Here is a 16490-nt window from a genome sequence, read left to right on the forward strand (position 1 = left end):
ATAAAAATCAAGCCATTGTAAATTTAAATTTCTCATTAGAGACAACTTATAAAAAAAACTATACTTCAGTCATGGTGTATATAAGCAATGACATCTACCGATAAACCAAATGGGTTACAGCAAAGCTTAGACCAAGAAAGCTTACTGAATCGGATGATCAAACAAATTAGGCGATCGCTCGATCTTCAAGAAATATTAACAACTACCGTTACTGAAGTACGGTTATTTTTACGTGCAGAGCGAGTCAAAGTATATCGTTTTGATACTAGTGGTAGTGGCGAAGTCATTGCTGAATCTATTGATAACGAGCGTCTGCCATCCTTGTTAGGGTTGCGCTTTCCAGTTCATGATATCCCCGAAGCGGCCAGAGAGATGTTTTTGTTGGCGGGGCAACGTTCGATTGTCGATGTAGCAAACCAGAAAATCGGGTTATCACCTCTACAATCAACAGAAACTGGCAAACGCCTACAAACTAATATCTATTATCGGCAAGTAGACCCATGCCATATTCAATACTTAAAGGCAATGGGTGTGCAATCTTCTTTAGTAGTGCCAATTTTAGATCGCGATCCACAAGAACAATCGGTAAAGCCTAAATTGTGGGGATTGTTGGTAGTTCACCAGAGTGAACCGCGAAAGATTTTGAAACGGGAAATCAAAGTATTGCAGCAAGTTGCTGATCAGGTTGCGATCGCGATCGCTCAAAGTAATCTACTTACTACAGCGCTTAACCAGCAAAAGCAAGAAGCTACTATTAACCGAGTCACCACACTATTGCATAAACTCCCAACCATCCAATTACAGGAGGCGCTTGAAGAAGTTATTGCCGCATTCAGTGCAGTAGGTGGCAGGCTTTATGTTGAAGAGAGTCGGGAACTATACACCTGGGGCGATCAACCCACACTACCTTACGAATTAGATAGCAGCATTATTGAACAGCATCCGACATGGCAAAACTGGATGACTGAGTGTAAACCAGGTAATATTTGGGCAACCTCTGACCTCTATAAAGAACCGCATTTGCGAGTTTTAGCTTTAGCATTTCGTTCTACTCAAATTCGGGGAATGATGGTGATTCCCCTCCATTACCGAGAACAATTTATTGGTGTATTAAGCATTTTTCGCGCAGAATTTGAAACGGAAATTTTGTGGGCGGGACGATGCGAAGAAAATCGGCGACAACTTCTACCCCAGCTTTCCTTTGAGGTTTGGCGAGAGCAAAAAAAGGGGCAAGCGCCTGAGTGGAAACCAGAAGACATGACATTGGCACAAGCCTTGTACGATCAGTTTTCAATGGCAATTCAGCAACAGCAGGTATATAAAGAGGTACAAGCCCTAAATGCCAACTTAGAATTGCGGGTGCAAGAACAAACTGCTGAACTCGAAAAATCATTACTCCTCACCAAGGTAATCAAGCAAATTACAGAGCAGATCCGCAGTACATTGGACTTGCAGACAACCCTGCAAACTATCGTCTCCGAAGTTAGATCGCTGCTAAATTCAGACCGGGTAGTAATTTTCCAACTGAACAGTAAATCGGTGATTGTGGAGGAGATGAATGGTAATTGGCAGTCAGTTTTGGGAATGAATGCACCATTAGAATGCTTTCCTGATGAGCATACGTATTTATACTCTCAGGGTAGGGTACGGGCAATTAATAACGTTTCAACTGATTCTTTAACTGATTGTCATCGAGAGTTTTTGCAGAATCTGCAAATTCAAGCAAGCTTAATAGTTCCGATTAATATAGGTATGGAACTATGGGGCTTACTAATTGTCCATGAATGTAATGCTCCCAGAGATTGGCAAGATGCAGAAATTGATTTATTGCAACAGCTAGGAGATCAGGCTGCGATCGCCATTCAACAAGCACAACTCTATGAACAAACTTGTAAGGCTGAAACTGAAGCCAGAAATAAAGCTGGACAGTTAGGAAAGACTTTACATGAACTCCAAGAAACACAGACAAGATTGATTCAAACCGAAAAAATGTCTGGCTTAGGACAGTTGGTGGCGGGTATCGCTCACGAAATCAACAATCCCGTTAACTTTATCTACGGTAATCTGTGCCACGCCAGTGACTACATCGAACAACTGCTAGAAATTTTACGCCTCTACCAGCTACACTATCCCGATCCTCATAGTGAAATTAGCGCTGCCATCGAAGCAGTAGATTTTGGATTTTTGGTAGAAGACCTCCCAAAAATCATCACCTCAATGCAAGTAGGAAGCGATCGCATCCGTTCAATAGTGCTGTCGTTACGCAATTTTTCCCGCTTGGATGAGGCTGATAACAAGCGCGTTGACTTGCATGAAGGCATTGACAACACCTTGTTAATTTTACAACATCAGCTGAAAGGAAATGATGAATTTCCAAGCATTCAGGTAATCAAAGACTATGGCAACATCCCAACGGTAGAATGCTATGCCGGCCAAATGAATCAGGTATTCATGAATATTTTCAGTAATGCCATAGATGCTTTAGAAATGGGGAATGGAGAATGGGGAATAGGGAAGTGGGAAATGGGGACTGGGGAGGATGACAAAGAGGATAAGCCATCCCCAATGCCTACTATCCACATTTCCACTAGAATCTCAGCAGATAACTCTCGTCTATTGATTCGTATTAGTGACAATGGGTCTGGAATGACTCCAGAGGTAAAAAAGCGAATTTTTGACCCATTTTATACTACCAAACCTGTGGGCAGAGGTACAGGATTAGGATTGGCAATCAGCTATCAGATTATTGTCGAAAAACATGGTGGAATAATGGAGTGCATTTCCGAACCCGGCAAAGGTACAGAGTTCTGGATTGAAATTCCCGTCATGCCTCCAGCTAAAATAGTTCACTCAAGGTAGAGGAATAGATTTTCTACCTTATTTTCAGAAGGTTTGTTTCAAAACTTAAAATTTGAATTAGTAATTACTTTATCAAACAGAATTCAGGAGTCAGGAGTCAGAATTCAGTTGTGTATTCTGGATAGCGCCGGCGGCAAGTGAGTCCGCGTACTCTTGCAGAGAAGCAAGCTACGCGCAGCGTCTCGTAGAGAACGTCAAGATTGCTGACTCCTGTTAGCGGTAGCGGGGCGTTTAGCCGATTCTGACTTCTGAATTCTTCTTCAATCATCCAAAAGGTTGATGATATTTTTTAAAAATAGGCTAATGAAAAGATTTAGAAGTTATCCCATATCTGCAATATATTGATATTGACTTTGATTACACAATACTTTAAAAGTAAAGTTTCGTTGCAAAAAAACTCCCTTTCATCTATGAGTGATAATCTAATAATCGAAGCTCATAAATAAGCTTCCCTGGCAGATATAACAGCTGCATTTGGAATCGTAAGTAAGAGGTAAAAGACGCTGTTTAACTTACATCTGTCTCGTCAAAACACAGCAACACCCAACGCGAAAACTGCTATTTCCTCAAATGTGGAAGATTAGGGGGCGCTGTCACTAGATTTCATAACTTGTTTACACAAGCGATGAGAGTTAGTACATCCCTGCATCTGATAAACAAGGAGAGAAAATAGTTCAGCGAGTAGATGCTTGGGTGTTGTTGTGTTTAAAGAGAAGTCTAAGATAGAGACTCCTCTTGGTGTAAGATTATACTAAGCTAAATAGTGAAGAATAATTTAAATAGCGCCTTATGTCAATTATTGCGCTCAGAGCGTGGTATCTACAGGATTACGAGCCGATTCCAGAACTAGAAAAACGTCCGCCAGACATTCGCTTGAGCAAAAAAAGCCTGCTGAGATCGGCATTGCGAGCAGACTTTTTAGAAGAAAGCGACGAAGTTAAGAAATCAACTTGGTTTGGGCGCTATCTAGAAGGGGAAAATATTGAATTTTATATTGAAGGAAGTGGTGGCTATTGCGTCGCCAACATTGACTTAATTAGTCATGAAATTTATTTTACCAAACAGGCACTGTTGGCTCAGTTAGAACCAACAATTTTTTTATCCTATCAAACTGAGTATGTCGCTGCCACGAATGCTCTCAGAGAAGAACTGCGAAAAAGTTTAGAAAGTTTAAACTTGCGATCGCGCCTTCCTTTAACATTAGTAGAATCCTCTCGCCCTAGTGGTGCTACTCTACGGATTAACCGCACGATCATGCGAAAAATCCGTAAGAGTTTGTTATTTATCGCTGACACCACACCCATCGCTAGTATTGACGGTAAAGAAACCCCCCAACTAATTCCTAGTCCCAATGTCTGTATTGAGATTGGCTATGCGATCCAAAGTAAGCGATCTGAACAGATTGTACTAGCACAAATGCAACGTCCAGATATTGAAGGACAATTCCCCTTCGACTTACCCACACAGCAAATTTTGCAATTTCAAGACACTACAGAACTAAATAAAATTCTGACAGGAACAATTCAAAACCAGCTAGCACGATTCAAATTGTTTTTTTGAGCAATTCAGTAAATCAAAATAATTGGACAGGTTTCTTTTGCAGCTTAGAAGTAATCGAGCTTACCCGATCGACCACAGAAATCATGTATTTGTAATCTGGTACTTGTCCATTGGGTACATACCCCACTTCTTGAGCTAAACCAGAAGGCGCATCACTCATCACTTTGCGGATGAACTCTTGACGGTTACGTTCCACATTCGGGCCAATCAAGACCACGCCTAATGGTACATAGTGAGGGTCTTTAAATAGTATGCGGAATTCCGTGGGGGCGAACTGTGAACCGTAGAGAGCCAATTCCGCCTCTGAGACAGCACAGGCGATCGCTTTTCCTTGAGCCACGAATTCCAGCGCGGCTTTAGGTGTGGGTGCAAATAGGATCTCAGCTAGTGTTGTACCATAAAGATTGTAAAGAGGAAAATAATATCCTGTTGCTGAACCTAATTGACCTAAAGCCACTGTTTTACCTTGCAGTTGCTTCAATTCGGTAATTGGATTGTCTTTGCGAACAACGAAAATTGAGCGCAAATTATTAATACCTATTAAAGGAAATAGGGGAGCATATTGGTGACGTGCGATCGCAATAGCCGCTAAACCCGGTGGAGCAAACACCAATGACCAAGCACGAGCTTCTAGGCGCTCAACCGCTCTATTTTCATTAAAAACCGGTTCTAGCTGAATATATGAGTTTGTTTTTTCACCCAAATAACTATTAAATTTAGCATATTGATTAATTATCTGTTCGCCTCCACCATAGTTGAGAACACCAACAGTTAACGTACCATTAATATCATTTGGTGATTGACAAGCAGCAAATGTCAAACCTAGCAGATTAAACAGAAATAAACGTCGGGGAAGTCGCAAAAACATCACTAATTATTGGTTAAGGAAGTAACTTGGTTTTCAGAAATAATTTAGATAAGTTTGACTGCTGCCTAAATAGGTTATATTGCGGCAAAAAATTAATATTTATTTAAATATTGTTGAGATGCTTTCTAACAGGTATAAATAAATATTAGACAAACTCAAATACCACCTTCATTGGTAAGGTTATGTTAAACAACATTACATTAAAAAACTTAAAAATCGGTGCTAAATTTAACTTACTTTTAATATTAGTTTTCATAGTCAGTATTGTGGGAAGTGGGATTGCCTTATCCAGTGTACTTCAGGGGAGAGCGCAAAATGAAGTAACTTCTCAAGCGCAGATTCTCATTCAAATGGTGAACGCAGTTAGAGATTATACACAAAATCGGATAGATCCCTTATTAGAACCTAGACTAGATACTAACCCAACGTTCATGCCTGAAGTAGTCCCAACTTTTTCTTCTAAAGAAGTCTTTGAGAATTTTCGTAAAAAGCCTGAATATAAAAACTTTTTTCATAAAGATGCAACACTTAATCCAACAAATTTAGCGGATAAAGCTGATAATTTTGAAACTCAACTTGTAGAACGTTTTCGCAATGAATCCAAAACTCAAGAAATTACAGGCTTTCGGAAATTGTCAGAAGGCGAAGTATTTTACATAGCGCGACCATTAAAGATTACCCAACAGAAATGTCTGCGATGTCATTCTACACCAGATCAGGCTCCTAAGAGTCAGTTGGCAACTTATGGCTCGGAAAATGGTTTTGGCTGGCAACTTAATCAGATTGTTTCTGCTCAAATAATCTCTGTTCCTTCCCAAGAAATTTTTGCCAATGCCAAACGGACTTGGATATTGGTCATGGGACTTTTAATTACTATCTTTGCGATCACAGTTTTTTTAATTAACTTCTTAATCAAAAAATATGTGATTCAGCGCATCCGAAGAATTGAAAAAATAGCCCAAAAAGTTAGTGTTGGTGATATGAGCGCTGATTTTGAAGAAAGCTCTAATGATGAGATTGGTGGGTTAGCAGAAGCATTTAATCGGATGAAAGCTAGCTTAAAAATAGCTCTAGATATGTTGAATAACCAAAGCTGATAATTCGTAATTAACGGAGAAAAAATACAATATTTAAAATATCAAAAAAGTAAGCGTTGCTGGAATTGTAAAGCTTTTTGAGGTTCAGGAATTTGTGATGCTAAAAGTTGTACAAATTCTGCACGAGAAATTTGCCCAGATGACTTAACAGCTTTTTGGACTAGAAACTTAGCTATTGGGCCAATTAAATTAGCCAATTCCCGCTCACACTGATACACAAAGCTATCGCTGATTCCTTGAGATTCTTGGCTTGGTAAATTATTGGACTGAATTTCAGATTTAATAGTAAATTCCTGTAGTAGAGTAGGTTTCTCTAGTAGAAACATTGTTTTCTTCTGAAAATCAATTTGTTGATTTTCTCGAAGATGAAGGGCTAATTGATTAATTAATTCTTCGCAGTTGGGTGCTGATGCCGCAACTTGTTGGAGTAATCTTGAGGCAACAGGGCCGACAAATTCCAAAAGAATTTTTTCCAAGCGGCTGTAATTTTCCGCAGACAGGATGGAAGCAGGCGGATACCCAATTGAATTTTGTTGAGAAAGTGAAGCTTGAGGCAGTTGTCTAAAAGATGGTGATTGAAGTGATTGCGCTTCTACTTTAGTATCAAAATGCTTAAGCACCTGTAAAACTTCAGCCGCAGATTGATAGCGCTGTTTAAAGTGATGTAGCACCATCTTAGATAGCACAGATGCCAACTCAGAACTAACATTAGCCTGACGTTGCCAAGAAATTTCACCAGTATCTGGATCTTCCTCAAAGTTGATAGGATGTAACCCCGTCAGCGATTGGATACCAATAATACCCAAAGAATAAATATCGCTGTTGGGGCGGGGCTTACCTTGCCCCTGTTCTGTAGACATATATCCTGGAGTGCCAATGATAATAGTAGCCCCCGTGCGCTCTGAAAGAGTAAGCAATTGAGTTTGGACTTGTTTAACTGCGCCAAAGTCAATCAGCACTAACTTCCCGTCTTTTTGCCGCCTGATTATATTGTCTGGTTTGATATCTCGATGGATAACGTTATGGCTGTGAATAAATTGCAGAATACCCAACATCTGTTGGAGAAGTTGAATAACTTGATCTTCTGTCCAAAGTTGATTGGGTAAGAGTTCCGCTTTTAGAGTATGCCCCTCAATGAACTCTTGCACCAAAAAGAACTCTTGGTTATCTTCAAAATAGGCTAAAAGCCGAGGGATTTGGTCATGGTTGCCCAGTTGTTCTAGTGTTTCTGCCTCACTGGTGAATAGCCGTCTAGCAGTTTCGAGAAATTCGGGGCTACGAGTGACGGGCTTAAGGTGTTTGACAACGCATTTCGGGAAACCTGGCCGATGGGTATCTTGAGCTATATAGGTTTGACCGAATCCACCTCCACCTAAGACTTGGAGGACTTGGTAACGTCCGTCTAATAATTGTCCTAGCATTGTCTCACTTGCCTTAAGTCCTCAAATTCATCTTGGCACAACTACCAGTTTTGGCAAGATTTGTTGAGGTAGATAGTGTTGAAATTCAAAGATTTTCTGAGGATTTTCCTATAATTTCATAACTCCTTAGACTCCAGATTAACTTGTAACCATATTATTCTTGAAGTTTTAATTCTTCAGAAATCCGCAGTGCCACAACTTTTGAATTTATTGCTGGTTGAGAGACTACGGTCACGTCTCCTTGTGCAGTTTTATTTACAAAGTAGGTAATTCCCCTAAAGCTCAATTTATAAGCTACTGGTGATAGAGGAACTTCTGCCGATTTTGAATTTGGATCAACACGATAATTAACGCCACGATAGATTAAATTATAAGCTGGCCCGAGTTGAGGAACTGGTTGAAAGGGCTGTTCTGTTTTTTTGCTGGCGACTTTGCTTGGATTGTATTCGTAGCCTAGACCACGATAGTAAAGTTTCATAAATTTTGCCTCCTGAATAACGTTGTTCAACAATGCCAATGACTTATCAGAGGTTGATTGGAGAGTTATGCAGGAGCTAATGTAAACTTACACTTTTGAAGGAACTGATCAAAGGATTAGCCGTCTAAGGTGAGGAGTCATTAGACAATTGGGAATTGGGAATTGGGAATTGGGTATTGGGAATGGGGAATTATTTAATAACTAATAGTTATGCCTCCCCTGCCCGCCTACTCCTCCGCTCCCCTGCTCCTCTGCCCGCCTACTCCTCTGCTCCCCTGCCCCCTGCTCCCCTGCTCCCCCGCCCCCTGCCTCCCCTGCTCCCTTACTTCTTCCCTCATCCCCACCTCCCCCGTATGCTTACCCTTTTCATTCAGGGGTTACGTGGTTAACAATGGGTTGAATGTTTTTTAAATGGTTCAATCTTATGGCTAGAACTCCAAATGAATATGCCGTATACCTCTTACTGGAAAGTGGCCACCGGGAAGAAGTACGTTTTCCTACTATTCAAGAGTTTCAGAAGTGGTATAGCGGCGAACTTGTGCCAAAATCTGCTTCCAATGACTTTATTAGTGTGCCGATCAAAAATATTCAAGGGGAATATATGGTAATACGCCCTTCTCGGGTTGTGGCAATCCGGGTAGAACCTATTTTTAGTTCCAGTGTTGAAAGATTCAACTAAATGATGAGAAAAACCCTTGCTTTACTTTCCTTGAGTCTGGGAGTTGTCCTTGTAAACCCTCTTTGGTCTGCTGTTGCTCAGGTTCCTAACTTACTGCCGTTGCCAGTACCAACTGCTCCCGATCGCTCACCTATACCAATACCAATCACTCCAGAGATCGCGCCGCCATTAAAACCAATCGCCATAGGAAGCGATTGTACGCTCCGGCAGAGTTGTTTGGGTTGGGACGATCAAATTTGGGGTCAAAGAGGTAAAACAGGAGATCGCAATGCGTTGTTGGCTTCCATTGACAATAGTCTGCTTTACCTAACAAAAGGTGAAGCGATCGCAGCATATCAAAATTATCCACTCAAGGAAATTACCCTCGATCGCGTCCGCCGGAGTTTGTTACGTTTCCGCCAATTGGTTGTCAGTTCTAAGTCAGCAGACCAATTACAAGCTGCTGTTCGCCGAGAGTTTGTCTTTTACCAGTCTGTAGGCAATGATGGCAAGGGTACTGTTAAATTCACTGCTTACTACGAACCTGTTTACACCGCTAGCCGTGTCAAAACTGAAATATATAAGTATCCCCTTTATCGGCTACCACCTGATTTCAGCCAATGGCCGAAACCCCACCCCAAGCGAATTGATTTGGAAGGGAAGGATGGTTTACAAGGGAATAAGAGCAAATTGCGCGGTTTAGAACTGCTTTGGTTCCGCGATCGCCTTGACGCATACATGGTACATATCCAAGGTTCTGCCCAAATTAAGTTAACTAATGGTCAGACAACATCTATTGGCTATGCAGGTGGAACTGATTACCCCTGGACTAGCATCGGCAAAGAACTGGCTAAAGATGGCAAACTTCCACTAAATGGATTGACAATGCCACGTCTAATTAGTTATTTCCGGCAAAAACCCCAGGAGTTGAACAATTATCTGCCCCGATGGGAACGATTTATTTTCTTCCAAGAAACAAACGGTAAATCGGCGACTGGTAGTATTCATGTGCCAGTGACAGCAGAACGTTCTATTGCCACAGATAAGTCTCTCATGCCTCCGGGAGCGCTAGCTCTGATTTACAACTCATTTCCCTATCCCATTAGTGGTGGCAAACTAGAAAGACGTACTGTCAGCCGCTTTGTGCTTGACCAGGATACAGGGAGTGCCATCAAAGGCCCGGGCCGGGTGGATTATTTTATGGGTTCTGGTAAACTAGCAGGCGATCGCGCTGGCATCACAGGCGGTAATGGTTCACTATATTATTTGCTGCTCAAAGAATAAGTATTGGGCATTGGGAATGGGGCATTGGGCATTGGGCATTAATTATTCCACTTGTCTCCTTGTCCCCCCTGCTCCCTGCTCCCTGCTCCCTGCTCTCCATTCCCCATTCCCCATTCCCACTTAATACGGCGGATAAGCAAAATCATCTTCATCGGCATAAACATAAGAGTTAGAAACTCCTGCCATTGCCAATTTAGGCGTTTCTGATTTTACAGGTTCCTTGCCAAAATCTTTGTATTCTTCAAAAGTCTTGCAAATCATTGCAGACTCCAGAGAATCCGAAGCTATTAAATATTGAGTTAAAGTCCCTACCGTGGGATGTTTGTAGTCTACAGTTGAAGCGACTAAAACTGTATTTGGTTCAATACCTCTTTCTTCACACTCAATTATCGGGCAAAAAATCCCGTGAGCATGGAACAAAGGGCCTTTTGGCGTTAAAGGTTGCTTGCGGTAAACAGCATAAGCTTTTTCTAGTTCAGCCACGAATCCACTAACTACTTTACCTTGTTGATATTCGCAATAGGTTTTGCTGAAACTCGCTCCGGCAGCACCATTAAGAGTTAGTTGTAGTGGTGATTCGTGTAAAAACTTTTTATTTTCACCCACTATAAAAATTAGATAACGAGTAAATGTTTTAAATTTAAGTTTATCTGCTAAAAAGGCATCATAATTTTCTTTGAGCGTACCCAGTTTTAGACCACTTTCCCGATCCTTAACAGACAAAGGCCCCCGACGCACTAAAACCAAGTGTGGAGTAGTGCTAATAAAGACCGTTTCGACTCCAGAGCTAAATTCATGCTCTACCTGCTGCCAATTATCATCTGGCACAAAGCCGACAGCATTGGCATTGTCTAGTTTAATCGCCAAACCGTGGGATTGCATACCATCTGTGCCATACCGAGGATTAATCATCTGACACCAAGGGATGACTTGAGAAGGCGGTGCATTAAATTTCTCGTCTTCAAAGTCGAAATTAGCAGATGCTTTCATCGTTTTAGGCTATCAAAGTGTTTTATTGAACAAGTTTATCGGCAGGGCGCTGAGGAAAGGAGAGCCAGAAAGAGAGCGTTGTTACGAGATTTACTCGTGCTTTGCGTGTCGCCCTCAAAAGAAGGTCGAACGCATCGTTAAACTGGCATAGTAGTTTTTCCAGGGTAAAGCAAAATCAATCTATGTTGCAATCCCTGTTTCGTTTTTTGACTACTCCTTGGCGTGAAAGCTCTTCGAGTTCTAATCATTACAGATACAGATCCCCATCGAAACAGTGCTGGGAACTCAAAGCAGCAAGAGTCTTTAAATCAGGCACTTCTAAGTCAGGTTGACTTAATGCTGATTCTGTGGTCTTTGATCCTTTTTTCTCTGCTCGACGGTTTACCCAGACTGTTGATAGTCCCAGAGATTTGGCTGTAACGATATCGTGATATACACTAGCAGCAACATGTAATATCTGCTCTAGCGGCAAATCAATTCTCTCAATAGCCAGTCTGAAGTTGTTTAAGGAGGGTTTGTAACTTTTTGCTTGTTCTGCTGTGATTATTTGGTCAAATTCTACCTCCAAGTGTTTTGCAGAAAAAGCAAATAGATCGTCATCTACATTGGAGATAATTACCAGTTGAAACTTTTGCTTGAGAGTTTTAAGTGCCTCAACTGTATCGGGGAAAGGTAGCCAATGCTGAATCGAATCAGCAATTGAATTTAGTTCCTTGACAGTTGGCTCAAAGCCAAATCGTTCACCAAATTTCTCGACGACTCTCTTCAAAACTTCCCGATATTTGATATAATTACCCTTCTCCAGTTCTGCTTCAAATTCAGCAAAAAGTTCCAAAATTCGATCATCATCTAAATCAGTTAAATCAGTGTTGTGTGCCAGCAAAAGTGGCTTGAGCGCTCCTAAGATGCCGTTCTCCCAATCAATCAGGGTTCCATAACAATCGAAAGTTAAAGCTTTATACTGATTGAAGTTAATCACCTTTTTATACTCCAGAGCTTGATTCTATAGTGTTCAGTTCTCATAAACTGGAAAACAGGTTAACCCATCTGCGTTGGCGCAGCCCGCCACAGGCATTGCTACATCCAAATAATATTGAATTCTCTAGACATTCCTTGTATCAGATTTTCAACTGCTAAAAAATTGCTAAGGCGAAGTGTGAGGGTCGTTTTAAGCTTTCTAAGCAACTGCTTTACAAAAGCAGTACTAAAAAATTTGTATGGTACTTATCTAAAAAAAGTAATATTGCTGAGTTTAGCGTGTGGGATAATGCTACTTCACAGGGGAAATTATTCCTAATAAGTATAGTTTGTATGCATCTTAAATTTCAGGACACACAAGCGAATACCACTGAACAATTAAACTCCACTGAACAGCAATCTCACAGCAAGCAATCTAGACCTTCTTCGGTAGCAGAGGCAGTGGTTAAAATGCTAGGAGATATGGGAGTAGAGTATGCCTTTGGGGTTTCGGGAGGTGCGATCGCCCCAGTGTGGGCTGCATTACATCAAAGTTCCATGCAGGTGCTGCACTTTCGCCACGAAGCTGGAGCAGCTTTTGCGGCCATTGAGGCGCACTTTGTTAGCGATCGCCCGGTTGTGGTATTCACTACTACAGGGCCGGGGATAACCAACGCTTTAACAGGGCTGTTAGCTGCCCGTTGGGAGGGAGCTAAGGTAATTTTCGTATCAGCTTCGACCTCTTCACCACAACGTGGTCGGTGGGCTTGTCAAGAAACTAGTACCTACACAATGCCTAATACAGATATTTTTACTTCGGGGACAATATTCCATTATGCAACAACCCTCGAATCCAGCGATGAACTTCCAGAGGTTGCTCGAAGGCTTACCCTCGGTTTAGCACAACCGGGAGGATTTGTAGCTCATATCAGTATTCCGACAAATATCCAGACACGTTCAGTAAAAACATCTTTGCCACAAGTAACTCTGTCTCACAGCGTGGCAACAGCAAGTGAAGAAACAATCGCTGAATGTGTTCAGTTACTGTCTGAGGGACCATTTGCAATCTGGGTGGGCTTTGGGGCACGGGGTACTGCAAAAGAGATTCGCCAGCTTGCTGAGAGAACAGGGGCTGCGGTAATGTGTTCACCACGGGCCAAAGGTATTTTTCCTGAAGATCATCCTCAGTTTGTAGGCGTTACCGGCTTCGGTGGACATGAGTCGGTTTTGAGGTATATGAAAGAGCAACGTCCAAAACGTGTGCTGGTGCTGGGAACACGCCTTGGTGAGTTTACCTCATTCTGGAACCCTGAGATGATTCCCAGACACGGCTTTTTGCATGTTGACATTGACACAAAGGTTCCAGGAACTGCATATCCATCCGCCGAGACTTTTGCCATTCAGTCCGACGTAGCAATATTCCTAAAGAACCTGCTGAAGAACTTCCCAGAAAGTACTACTGGTCGCTCAAGGACAATAATGCTGCCTCAATTGAAACGCGATCTCATCAAGCTACGTGTGGACGGTCTAGTACGACCGGAACTGCTTATGAATGTAATTCAACAAGTGATTGTTGATGGAAGCGATGCATTAGTAATGGCAGAGTCAGGTAACTCGTTTGCTTGGGTAATTCATCTGCTGCGATTTACCACACCAAGTCGTTATCGGATAAGCAACGGATTTGGTTCTATGGGGCATTTTGTCACAGGTGTAGTAGGTGGTGCTTTAGCACGGAATGGCAAAGCTGTTGCTATTGTCGGAGATGGTGCCATGCTGATGAACAGCGAAGTAAACACGGCTGTAAAATATCAAGTTCCTGCGGTCTGGATTATACTCAACGATGGGCGCTACAACATCTGCGAACAGGGAATAGCATATCTAGGATTCAAGAACGTAGATGCGACAATTCCGCAGGTAGATTTCGTCAAGATTGCTCAGGGCATGGGAGCAGATGGTATTCGGGTGGAAAGGGAAGCTGACGTTCAAGTAGCACTAGAAAAAGCGATCGCGTCGACTAGCCCATTTGTTGTTGATGTACTCATTGAACCTACTTGTCCTGCACCAATAGGAAGCCGTCTAGACAGTCTAATTTCGCAAGGCGCTACGAATTACTAAGAGGAGATTAGTTATGGTACAGAAACCAGTAGGTATTCGAGCGATCGCAGTGAGCTTTCCCAGCGTTAGACGTAGTAACGATTATTACAGGGAAAAATACCCGGAGTTAATTGCTCAGGCAGAACAAAAAAGCTTGGCGAGGATGTTTTCGCTTGCAGGCTCAACCCCCAGCAACGAGTTTGACTTAGAAATGATGCCATATCTGTCAGACCCATTTCGTGGTACTGTTGAGCGATGGATACTTGGTAGTGGTGAGTCTTCATTAATACTAGAGGAGCGTGCAGCAAGGGATGCCCTCGAAGCGGCTAAACTTTCTGTTAAAGACGTTGATCTCATGATTGTCGCTTCTGTATGGCCTGAACAAATCGGACTTGGTAATGCAGCTTTCCTTGCCCGTCAACTTAGCCTGCAAGGTGCTGCATGGAATCTTGATGCAACATGTGGGAGTACACCTATTGCGCTTCAAACCGCCTGTGCCCTAGTACGAGCAGGAGAGTACCGCAATGTGTTGGTAGTTATTTCATGCACATACTCTCGCTTTGTCGATGAGGACGATACCATGTCATGGTTCCTTAGTGATGGTGCCGGAGCTTTCGTGGTTGGTTCACTAGAATTGAATCAGGGAATCCTTAGCACAAAGACCATTCATGCTGGTGAGTTGTGTAATGTCGTTTTTCCCAAACTTATGACCGACACACAAGGCAATCCACAGATTCGCATGAAGCTATGCAAGGAAGCGAACAAGGTGACTCGTGAAACAGCAGTGAGGTTTCTGCGTACATGCTGTGAGGGTGCGATCGCTGCGGCCGGTGTAACACTCGATCAAATCGATTTTTTTATTTTCAATACATCTACTGCTTGGTTTGCCAGCTTCTGCACGCGCGTACTGGGCATTGACCCAGAGCGGACGATCAACCTCTATCCTAAATACGCAAACATTGGGCCAGTACTTACTGTCGCCAATATGTACTATGCTGCAAAATTGGGCAAGATTCGCGAAAATGATCTGGTTCTCGTCTATGGCTTCGGTGCAGCCGGTGCTATTGCTGCGAACGTTATGCGCTGGGGCAATGTAGCGCTAAGTTCCGACCCTCTTGAAAGCTCTAAATCAGCAAAAGAAAGCTCTCAACAAAAGAGCGAAGTTTCTTTTTAAGGACATCTTTACAAGGTTGAAATTAGATTAAGGAATTAACTGTGCAAAGACAAATTATAACAACAGGATTTTTGCTGTTATCTTTGATATTTCCACTCAAAGTATTAGCAAAAGATTATGACAACATTTACGTCTTTGGAGACAGTTTGTCTGATACTGGTAATGTATTTAATGCCACTAACGGAATTATTCCCCCAAGTCCAACCTACTCTAATGGGCGTTTTTCTAATGGCCCAATTTGGGTTGATTATCTTGCCTCCGATTTAGGATTAACATTAAATCTGAATAATAACTTTGCTTTTGGTGGCGCAACTACAGGAACTGAGAATATTGGTTTAGCTACTTTACCAGGATTGCAGCAACAGATAAATAACTTTGTAGCAGAAAATCAAACTGCTGATTCTAATGCTCTATATATTATTTGGGCTGGTACTAATGACTACCTAAGTTACTTTTTTGATGGTGAGCCAAATCCTACCAATACAGTGGTAAATTTATCAGCAGCGTTGACATCGCTTGTTGCTGATGGTGCTAAAGATATTATGGTGGTCAACTTGCCAGATTTGGGAAAATTGCCTTTTGCAAATTTTGATAGTCAACGTTCCAATTTATTCAACACATTCAGCAGTGAACATAACTCTAGCTTGAATACAACACTCCAATTTTTGAACCAACAGTTAAGTCCCGATGTCAACATTATAGAATTTGATGTTAATTCCCTATTTGATAGGATCATTGCTGCTCCAGAGGAATTCGGTTTTACAAACGTTACTAACTCTTGCATTAGCAAAGACTTATCAGTAGTGTCTATAGATGTTCCCACACAACAAGTTTCCTGTAACCCTGAAGAATTTTTGTTTTGGGACGAAGTGCATCCTACAACAACTGCTCATAAGCTAATTGGAGAATTAGCATTTTCAGCACTGAAGCCATTACCAGTACCCGAACCATCTCTTGGATTAGGAATGCTAGCATACAGCATTTTAGGTACAGTTTCGCTATTGAAAAGCAAAATAACTAATTGAGTTAGCACTTGTTCGCAAGCTGGTT

Annotated in this window: 13 protein-coding genes; 8 read left to right on the top strand and 5 right to left on the bottom strand. The window is 41.9% G+C overall.

Going from position 1 to position 16490, the window contains the following annotated elements; all coding sequences use genetic code 11:
* The first annotated feature begins 87 nt into the window (after positions 1-87).
* Positions 88-2859, top strand: a complete 2772-nt coding sequence (locus FBB35_RS33355; RefSeq protein WP_174713401.1) for a GAF domain-containing protein — start codon at positions 88-90, stop codon at positions 2857-2859.
* Positions 2860-3648: 789 nt separating this feature from the next.
* Complete coding sequence (locus tag FBB35_RS33360; protein WP_174713402.1) at positions 3649-4419, top strand: hypothetical protein; 771 nt, start codon at positions 3649-3651, stop codon at positions 4417-4419.
* Positions 4420-4432: 13 nt separating this feature from the next.
* Here the strand turns inward: FBB35_RS33360 and FBB35_RS33365 are convergent, their stop codons facing one another.
* Entirely contained in the window at positions 4433-5287 is an 855-nt protein-coding gene (locus tag FBB35_RS33365) for a phosphate/phosphite/phosphonate ABC transporter substrate-binding protein (RefSeq protein WP_174713403.1), read from the bottom strand.
* A gap of 182 nt (positions 5288-5469) precedes the next feature.
* On the opposite strand from FBB35_RS33365, the gene FBB35_RS33370 reads away from it, so the two are divergent.
* Positions 5470-6384: a DUF3365 domain-containing protein gene (locus FBB35_RS33370; protein WP_174713404.1), complete on the top strand. Its 915-nt coding sequence runs from the start codon at positions 5470-5472 to the stop codon at positions 6382-6384.
* Between the two features lie 41 nt (positions 6385-6425).
* Here the strand turns inward: FBB35_RS33370 and FBB35_RS33375 are convergent, their stop codons facing one another.
* Together FBB35_RS33375 and FBB35_RS33380 are read right to left on the bottom strand one after the other, a co-directional pair.
* Positions 6426-7805, bottom strand: coding sequence for a serine/threonine-protein kinase (locus tag FBB35_RS33375; RefSeq protein ID WP_174713405.1), 1380 nt, complete (start codon positions 7803-7805; stop codon positions 6426-6428).
* 154 nt (positions 7806-7959) lie between these two features.
* Positions 7960-8283 (bottom strand): DUF4278 domain-containing protein, encoded by a 324-nt coding sequence (locus FBB35_RS33380; protein ID WP_174713406.1) that lies wholly within the window; start codon positions 8281-8283, stop codon positions 7960-7962.
* A gap of 424 nt (positions 8284-8707) precedes the next feature.
* Between FBB35_RS33380 and FBB35_RS33385 the strand changes: the two genes are divergently transcribed.
* Together FBB35_RS33385 and FBB35_RS33390 are read left to right on the top strand one after the other, a co-directional pair.
* A complete protein-coding gene (locus FBB35_RS33385) occupies positions 8708-8962 on the top strand; it encodes a hypothetical protein (protein ID WP_174713407.1) in 255 nt (84 codons plus the stop codon).
* Between the two features lie 3 nt (positions 8963-8965).
* Positions 8966-10225, top strand: a complete 1260-nt coding sequence (locus tag FBB35_RS33390; RefSeq protein ID WP_174713861.1) for a murein transglycosylase A — start codon at positions 8966-8968, stop codon at positions 10223-10225.
* A gap of 120 nt (positions 10226-10345) precedes the next feature.
* Here the strand turns inward: FBB35_RS33390 and FBB35_RS33395 are convergent, their stop codons facing one another.
* Together FBB35_RS33395 and FBB35_RS33400 are read right to left on the bottom strand one after the other, a co-directional pair.
* A complete protein-coding gene (locus tag FBB35_RS33395; RefSeq protein ID WP_174713408.1) occupies positions 10346-11215 on the bottom strand; it encodes a DUF5895 domain-containing protein in 870 nt (289 codons plus the stop codon).
* A 247-nt stretch (positions 11216-11462) separates the two neighbouring features.
* On the bottom strand, positions 11463-12194 hold the full coding sequence (locus FBB35_RS33400) for a haloacid dehalogenase type II (protein ID WP_174713409.1): 732 nt from the start codon (positions 12192-12194) through the stop codon (positions 11463-11465).
* 332 nt (positions 12195-12526) lie between these two features.
* Here FBB35_RS33400 and FBB35_RS33405 point away from each other — a divergent pair, with 332 nt between their 5' ends.
* From FBB35_RS33405 to FBB35_RS33415, 3 genes are read left to right on the top strand one after another with little or no spacing between them, the layout of a single operon-like run.
* Positions 12527-14287, top strand: a complete 1761-nt coding sequence (locus FBB35_RS33405) for a ScyA-related TPP-binding enzyme (protein WP_174713410.1) — start codon at positions 12527-12529, stop codon at positions 14285-14287.
* A 13-nt stretch (positions 14288-14300) separates the two neighbouring features.
* Positions 14301-15440, top strand: coding sequence for a 3-oxoacyl-ACP synthase III family protein (locus tag FBB35_RS33410; RefSeq protein ID WP_174713411.1), 1140 nt, complete (start codon positions 14301-14303; stop codon positions 15438-15440).
* A 41-nt stretch (positions 15441-15481) separates the two neighbouring features.
* Positions 15482-16465: an SGNH/GDSL hydrolase family protein gene (locus tag FBB35_RS33415; RefSeq protein WP_174713412.1), complete on the top strand. Its 984-nt coding sequence runs from the start codon at positions 15482-15484 to the stop codon at positions 16463-16465.
* Positions 16466-16490: the final 25 nt, after the last annotated feature.

The sequence above is a fragment of the Nostoc sp. TCL240-02 genome, from assembly GCF_013343235.1.
Classification (GTDB): Bacteria; Cyanobacteriota; Cyanobacteriia; order Cyanobacteriales; family Nostocaceae; genus Nostoc.

Bases quoted from the DNA above. Each gene is read 5' to 3' on its own strand.
- FBB35_RS33355 (WP_174713401.1), top strand. From the start codon at position 88: ATGACATCTACCGATAAACCAAATGGGTTACAGCAAAGCTTAGACCAA.
- FBB35_RS33360 (WP_174713402.1), top strand. From the start codon at position 3,649: ATGTCAATTATTGCGCTCAGAGCGTGGTATCTACAGGATTACGAGCCG.
- FBB35_RS33365 (WP_174713403.1), bottom strand. From the start codon at position 5,287: ATGTTTTTGCGACTTCCCCGACGTTTATTTCTGTTTAATCTGCTAGGT.
- FBB35_RS33370 (WP_174713404.1), top strand. From the start codon at position 5,470: ATGTTAAACAACATTACATTAAAAAACTTAAAAATCGGTGCTAAATTT.
- FBB35_RS33375 (WP_174713405.1), bottom strand. From the start codon at position 7,805: ATGCTAGGACAATTATTAGACGGACGTTACCAAGTCCTCCAAGTCTTA.
- FBB35_RS33380 (WP_174713406.1), bottom strand. From the start codon at position 8,283: ATGAAACTTTACTATCGTGGTCTAGGCTACGAATACAATCCAAGCAAA.
- FBB35_RS33385 (WP_174713407.1), top strand. From the start codon at position 8,708: ATGGCTAGAACTCCAAATGAATATGCCGTATACCTCTTACTGGAAAGT.
- FBB35_RS33390 (WP_174713861.1), top strand. From the start codon at position 8,966: ATGAGAAAAACCCTTGCTTTACTTTCCTTGAGTCTGGGAGTTGTCCTT.
- FBB35_RS33395 (WP_174713408.1), bottom strand. From the start codon at position 11,215: ATGAAAGCATCTGCTAATTTCGACTTTGAAGACGAGAAATTTAATGCA.
- FBB35_RS33405 (WP_174713410.1), top strand. From the start codon at position 12,527: ATGCATCTTAAATTTCAGGACACACAAGCGAATACCACTGAACAATTA.
- FBB35_RS33410 (WP_174713411.1), top strand. From the start codon at position 14,301: ATGGTACAGAAACCAGTAGGTATTCGAGCGATCGCAGTGAGCTTTCCC.